Source organism: Methylophaga sp. UBA4204 (genome assembly GCF_002379485.1).
In the GTDB taxonomy this organism is placed as follows: domain Bacteria; phylum Pseudomonadota; class Gammaproteobacteria; order Nitrosococcales; family Methylophagaceae; genus Methylophaga.
Genome location: NZ_DFTU01000088.1, coordinates 397 through 6973, shown reverse-complemented (window position 1 = coordinate 6973; position 6577 = coordinate 397). Strand labels below are relative to the sequence as shown.

Annotated in this window: 6 protein-coding genes and 1 tRNA gene; all 7 read right to left on the bottom strand. The window is 43.7% G+C overall.

Annotated elements, in window-relative coordinates:
- Positions 1 to 899, bottom strand: an 899-nt coding sequence (locus B3182_RS13100) for a nucleotide sugar dehydrogenase (RefSeq protein ID WP_292753060.1), incomplete at its 3' end; no start/stop codon positions are given.
- Positions 900 to 934: 35 nt separating this feature from the next.
- A complete protein-coding gene (locus B3182_RS13095) occupies positions 935 to 2872 on the bottom strand; it encodes a polysaccharide biosynthesis protein (protein ID WP_292357943.1) in 1938 nt (645 codons plus the stop codon).
- A gap of 48 nt (positions 2873 to 2920) precedes the next feature.
- Positions 2921 to 3793 (bottom strand): dTDP-4-dehydrorhamnose reductase, encoded by an 873-nt coding sequence (gene rfbD / locus B3182_RS13090; RefSeq protein WP_292357941.1) that lies wholly within the window; start codon positions 3791 to 3793, stop codon positions 2921 to 2923.
- The gene (gene rfbC, locus B3182_RS13085; RefSeq protein WP_292357940.1) at positions 3794 to 4339 is read right to left on the bottom strand and encodes a dTDP-4-dehydrorhamnose 3,5-epimerase; all 546 of its coding nucleotides are present in this window, start codon (positions 4337 to 4339) and stop codon (positions 3794 to 3796) included.
- Positions 4339 to 5220, bottom strand: a complete 882-nt coding sequence (gene rfbA / locus B3182_RS13080) for a glucose-1-phosphate thymidylyltransferase RfbA (RefSeq protein ID WP_292357939.1) — start codon at positions 5218 to 5220, stop codon at positions 4339 to 4341. The genes rfbC and rfbA overlap by 1 nt, the downstream gene beginning before the upstream one ends.
- On the bottom strand, positions 5217 to 6287 hold the full coding sequence (gene rfbB / locus B3182_RS13075; protein WP_292357936.1) for a dTDP-glucose 4,6-dehydratase: 1071 nt from the start codon (positions 6285 to 6287) through the stop codon (positions 5217 to 5219). The genes rfbA and rfbB overlap by 4 nt, the downstream gene beginning before the upstream one ends.
- A gap of 125 nt (positions 6288 to 6412) precedes the next feature.
- Positions 6413 to 6489: transfer RNA gene (locus tag B3182_RS13070), tRNA-Arg, on the bottom strand.
- Positions 6490 to 6577: the final 88 nt, after the last annotated feature.

Here is a 6577-nt window from a genome sequence, read left to right as displayed (position 1 = left end):
GGATTTTTCTTAATAATCTGTTCGGCAATAAAGTCTTTGCGGGTGGTATTGGCATCGACAATAGCCCGAATCAAGCTATTGGGCACAGTGTCATAATTGGCCAACAGTTGTCTGGTATCTTTTGGCAGGCAGTACCCACCATAACCAAACGAAGGATTATTGTAGTGATCTCCAATGCGAGGATCCAAACCAACACCTTCAATGATTTGCCGGCTGTTCAGGTTATGTGTTTCAGCATAACTGTCGAGTTCATTAAAATACGCGACCCGCATCGCCAGATAGGTATTGGAAAACAACTTGATCGCTTCGGCTTCGGTAGGATCAGTAAATAACACGGGCACATCTTTCTTAACTGCGCCTTGCAACAGCAAATCAGCAAACAAACGTGCACGATCACTCTGTTCCCCTACGACAATGCGTGAAGGATAAAGATTGTCGTACAACGCTTTACCTTCGCGTAAAAACTCAGGCGAAAAGAAAATTTTATCTGTGCTAAATTTGGCTCGAACAGTTTGAGTATAACCCACCGGAATAGTTGATTTTATTACCATAACAGCTGATGGATTTATCGCCAGCACATCCTGAATAACCGCTTCAACTGAATTGGTATTAAAGGTATTCGTTACCATATCGTAATCGGTTGGCGTAGCAATAATGACAAAATCAGCTTTTTCATAAGCTTTTTGCTTATCCGTTGTGGCATTCAGATTGAGCGGTTTATTGGCCAGAAAATCTTCGATTTCTTTATCGACAATGGGTGATTTTTTAGAGTTAATCAGATCAACTTTTTCAGGGACGATGTCCAGAGCAGTCACATGATGATGCTGGGCCAGCAACACGGCAAGTGATAAGCCAACATAACCTGTTCCAGCAACTGCAATATTGAGTGTTTTTTCCATAATACGTCTCTTAAAAGTTATAAAACTCGTGGATATTACTGATTGATAACCGCTTTATTGCTCAGCCAGTCCTCAATCCCGCATTGGGGCATAAATCCATCTACATATTTGCTGAGCAGTACCCGGACCTGCTCATAATCTGCAACGCTGACAGCATGCTGTAAATCAGTCAGAATTAACTGTAAATCCTGCCAGGCAATCACCCGCTCTTCGGCTCGCATAATTTTCTGGTGTGCCGTTTGGCTGACATTTTCACCAATTAGCAGCTCTTCAAATAACTTTTCGCCAGGACGCAGGCCAGTAAAGGTAATTTCAATATCACCGTTGGGATTTTCAGAATTCTTAACCGTAAAGCCACTGAGATGAATCATTCGTTTTGCCAGATCAACAATTTTTACTGCTGAACCCATATCCAACACAAACACATCACCTCCCTGCCCCATTGCACCAGCTTGTATTACCAGTTCGGCAGCTTCGGGAATGGTCATAAAATAGCGAATGATTTGCGAATCCGTAACCGTAACAGGGCCACCCTTGGCTATCTGTTCACGAAATAATGGCACAACTGAACCGGATGAACCCAGTACATTACCAAATCTTACCATTGTAAATCGGGTAATAGAGGTTTCTGCCAAAGCCTGCAAAACCAGCTCAGCCATCCGTTTGCTGGCTCCCATGGTATTAGTAGGTCTGACAGCTTTGTCCGTAGAAATCAACACAAATGTTTCAACGTTTGCCGCAATGGCGGCCTGGGCACAATGTAATGTACCGAAAACATTGTTACGGATTCCTTCACCCACATTTTTTTCAACCATTGGCACATGTTTATACGCTGCGGCATGGTAAATAGTTTGTACCGCAAAATGCTGACAGATTGATGTCAAACGAATCCGATCAACAACCGAGCCCAGTAAAGCAATTACTTCTACTCCGCTCTCCAAATTACAGAGCTCCTGTTCGATTTGATATAACGCAAATTCACTGATTTCGAACAATAACAATCGGCTGGGTTTGAGTTTGATGATTTGCCGTGTTAACTCGGAGCCAATCGAACCACCGGCACCGGTGACCATGACGCATTTACCGGTGATATTCGCTGTTAATAATTGCGGATCAGGGGCAACGGCTTCTCTACCCAGTAAATCTGCAATATCCACTTCCTGAATATCTGAAACTTCCAATTTACCTTCGGCGATATCGGTAAGATCTGGCAAGGTACGGATATGTACGGGTAATTCCTCTAGAGAACGCAAAATTTCACTTCGCCGACTTCTGGAAGCTGATGGCATGGCCAATAGCACATCACGTACATGAAATTTATCAATCAGTTTCACCAGATCACGAGGACGATAGACATTCAGCCCGTTAATTTGCTGGCGATAAAGCGTCGGGTCATCATCAATAAACGCTACTGGCCGCAATTGACGACCCATTTTTAATAAGGCTGATAGTTGGGCGCCTGCTCGTCCGGCCCCATATATTAAAACGGGAGGAATATATCGTTTGTTATCCAACTCTGCCAATGGACTGCGGGTTGTGGTGATAAACAACCAGCGTGCATATAAACGCAGTCCACCTACTGCCAAAAATAGTAATAGCGCATTGATAATATAAATTGTTCTGGGTACTAAGCCGGCATATGGTCCAGATAATACGACAACGGTGGCAAAAATGACGGTAAACAGTCCAATGGCCTTAAAAATTGTCCACAGGGCATCAAGCCCAATATAGCGAACAATAGCCCGGTATAACCCCAATTTAATAAAAATCGGTATCGCGATAAACGGCGCGAGAAAAAATAACCATAATTGGGTAACTGGCGGTTGGTACAGCGTACTAAGTCGCAGCGAAAATGCCAGCCATAACACCAGCATCACCACGATGTAATCAATGAAAATACTCAATATGCGTTTAGTGGTTCGCGGACGGCTTAAAAACCACTGCATTAGTTTATTATACGTGGTTTGTATCACGAACCTTTCCCTCGATTTTTCCTACTTTGGCAAATCTGTACTGAGTATTTATGACTGTAAAACCCATTGTAAACTTACCTGCCAATCGGGTAACTGCAGACCAAAATGGCGTTTTAATTTTGTATTATCCATACAGGAATTTAATGGTCGCTTGGCTGGTGTCGGATATTCTGCCGTAGTTATGCCTGTTACTTTTGGAACACGCCGACCATCAGCTTCAGCTATCTGAAAGATAGCCTCGGCAAATCCTTTCCAACTGGTTTGACCTGCTGCGCTTAAATGATAAACACCACTATTTTGCTTCCAAAATGCATCATCATTATGTGCCTGAGCCAATGCTTGAGCAGTGACATCAGCAATATGTCTACTCCACGTTGGAGTACCAATCTGATCATCTACAATATTCAATTGCTCACGTTCTTCAGCCAGTCTTAACATTGTATTCAAAAAGTTATGACCTCGCCGATCATATACCCAGCTGGTTCTGAAAATCAGATGATCACATCCACTGGCAAGAATTGCCTGCTCCCCTTCCAGTTTTGTCAGACCATAATGGCTTAATGGACCGGTAGCATCGGTCTCTACCCAGGGAGAAGTCTTACTGCCATCAAAAACATAATCAGTTGAAAAATGCACCATGGGAATCGATAAATTGTTGGCTTCTTCAGCCATCACAGCCGGGGCAATAGCATTAATTTTTTGGGCTAATTTAGTTTCCTGTTCGGCTTTATCTACTGCAGTATAGGCCGCAGCATTTACAATCAGATCCGGCTGAATAGCATGAATCGTCTCTCGAATTGCGGTTATATCCGCCAAATCCAGTGATTGTCTTGTCGTAGTGTGTAATTCGCCCAGGCAGGCAAGACTACGCTGTAATTGAAATCCAACCTGTCCCTGTCCGCCAATCAGTAATATTTTCACTTAAAAGGTCTCAGCCAGTTTAAACGGGGTACCTTGTTGATCTTTAGCTGATAAAACCGGTGTTATGTCCTCTAACGGCCAGTCAATTGCCAGATCGGCATCATCCCATGCTACCGTTCTTTCATATTCAGGTGCGTAATAATCGGTTGTTTTATAAAGAAAATCGGCACTGTCGCTTAACACCAGAAAACCATGGGCAAACCCGGCGGGCACCCAGAACTGTTCCTGACCCTCAGCAGTTAAAACCGCTCCGGTCCATTGACCATATGTCGGTGAATCACGACGCATATCAACGGCCACATCAAACACTTTTCCTGCTGTTACCCGAACCAATTTTCCTTGTGGTTGCTTGATTTGATAATGCAAACCGCGTAACACGCCTTTCGCTGAACGCGAGTGATTATCCTGCACAAAATCAATATCCAAACCGAGTAAATCCTGAAAGGTTTTCTTGTTATAACTTTCCAGAAAAAAACCGCGTTCATCACCAAACTTTTTGGGCGTCAGTAATTTAACGTCAGGAATATTGGTCTCGGTGACTAACATTAGTAAATTGTCTCATTAATGATATTTAACAAATATTTACCATAACCACTTTTCAATAATGGCTGGGCCAATTGTTCAAGTTGTTCAGCATCAATATATCCCATGCGAAAGGCAATCTCTTCAGGACACATCACTTTTAACCCCTGGCGTTGTTCAAGGGTTTGAATGAACATTGAAGCATCCAATAGGGAATCATGAGTTCCGGTATCCAGCCAGGCCATACCACGGCCCATTACCTGTACGTTAAGCTTGCCGTTATCCAGATAAGCCTGATTCACATCAGTAATCTCAAGTTCACCACGAGCGGAAGGTTTGAGATTGCGGGCAATCTCAACGACCTGATTATCATAAAAGTATAAACCTGTGATGGCATAGCGCGATTTAGGTTTAGTCGGTTTTTCTTCGATACTTAATGCTTTACCGTTTTCGTCAAACGCTACGACGCCATAACGTTCAGGGTCACTCACCGGGTAGGCAAAAACGGTCGCACCTTCTTTATTGTTATCAGCATCTCGCATCATATCGGCCAAATCATGACCGTAATAGACATTATCACCCAGTACTAAAGCGCAATCATCATCTCCGATAAAATCAGCGCCAAGAGTAAAAGCCTGGGCTATACCTTCCGGTTTATCCTGAACAATATACTGTAGATTCAAACCCCACTTACTGCCATCTCCGAGTAACTGTTCAAGGCGTGGCGTGTCTTGAGGGGTGGAAATAATACAGATGTCCCGCATACCAGCCAGCATCATGGTGGCCAGCGGATAATAAATCATCGGTTTGTCATACACCGGCAGCAGTTGTTTACAGATGGATTGGGTTACTGGATATAACCGTGTGCCGCTTCCCCCTGCCAGTACGATTCCCTTACGACTCATTTATTATCTCCCAGTCCAAGTCTTTGTTGCTGATAACTACCATCCATCACGTTTTCACACCATTGGCGATTATCCAGATACCACTGCACTGTTTTACGTAACCCCGTGGCAAATGTTTCCTGAGGTTTCCAGCCCAGTTCCCGTTCAATTTTGCTGGCATCAATGGCATAACGCGCATCATGACCAGGACGATCCGTAACAAATTCGATTAAATTTTTATGTGGCCGATGGGGTGAATCAGGCAATAGTTCATCCAGAATCTGACAAATCAGTTGTACCACTTCCAGATTGGTATGTTCATTAAAACCTCCGACATTATAGCTTTCGCATAACTTGCCTTCCGCCAGCACCAGTCTTAAGGCTCTTGCATGATCATCGACATATAACCAATCACGGATATTTTCGCCTTTACCGTAAATAGGCAATGGTTTACCAGCAAGTGCATTGTTAATTACTACTGGAATCAATTTTTCGGGGAACTGATACGGCCCATAGTTATTGGAACAGTTAGTCATTAATACTGGTAAACCATATGTATGGTGCCAGGCACGAACCAAATGGTCACTGCCAGCTTTGGTGGCGGAGTATGGTGAATTGGGTTGGTAAGGAGTTGTTTCAGTAAACAGACCCGTTTCGCCTAATGTGCCATAGACTTCGTCTGTTGAAATATGATGAAAGCGGAACTTTCCGGCATCATCAGCGGATAATGATTTCCAGTATTTTCTGGCCGCCTCAAGCAAAATATATGTACCAACCACATTGGTTTGCACAAAATCTGCGGGGCCATCTATCGAACGATCAACATGCGATTCGGCAGCAAGATGCATCATGGCACTGGGTTTATATTGGGTGAATATTCTATCCATTGCCTCAGCATCACAGATATCAGCTTGTTCAAAATAATAGTTTGGCGAAGCATCAATCTCGGTTAGTGATTCGAGATTGCCAGCATAGGTCAGTTTATCGATGTTAATAACGGTGAAGTCGGTTTCGGTAATTAATTGACGAATCAATGCAGAGCCGATAAAACCGGCACCGCCAGTTACGAGCAGGGTATTTTTATTCACGTTGCTGAGTTCACTTTTCAATTTGAGAAATTCAGATATGCCGTCCTTGGTCACGTGAAAGTTAGCACCGACAAGGGCTAAAAATCAACTTGAAAGTTTGTCGCAGATTTTGAAATAGAGAGAGATGGTACGCCCGGCAGGACTCGAACCTGCTACCCTCGGCTTAGAAGGCCGATGCTCTATCCAGATGAGCTACGGGCGCATTAATAACTAAGTGAGGATAATTAAGCAGTCAATAAAGTGGTCGGGGCAGAGAGATTCGAACTCCCGACCCTCTGGTCCCAAACCAG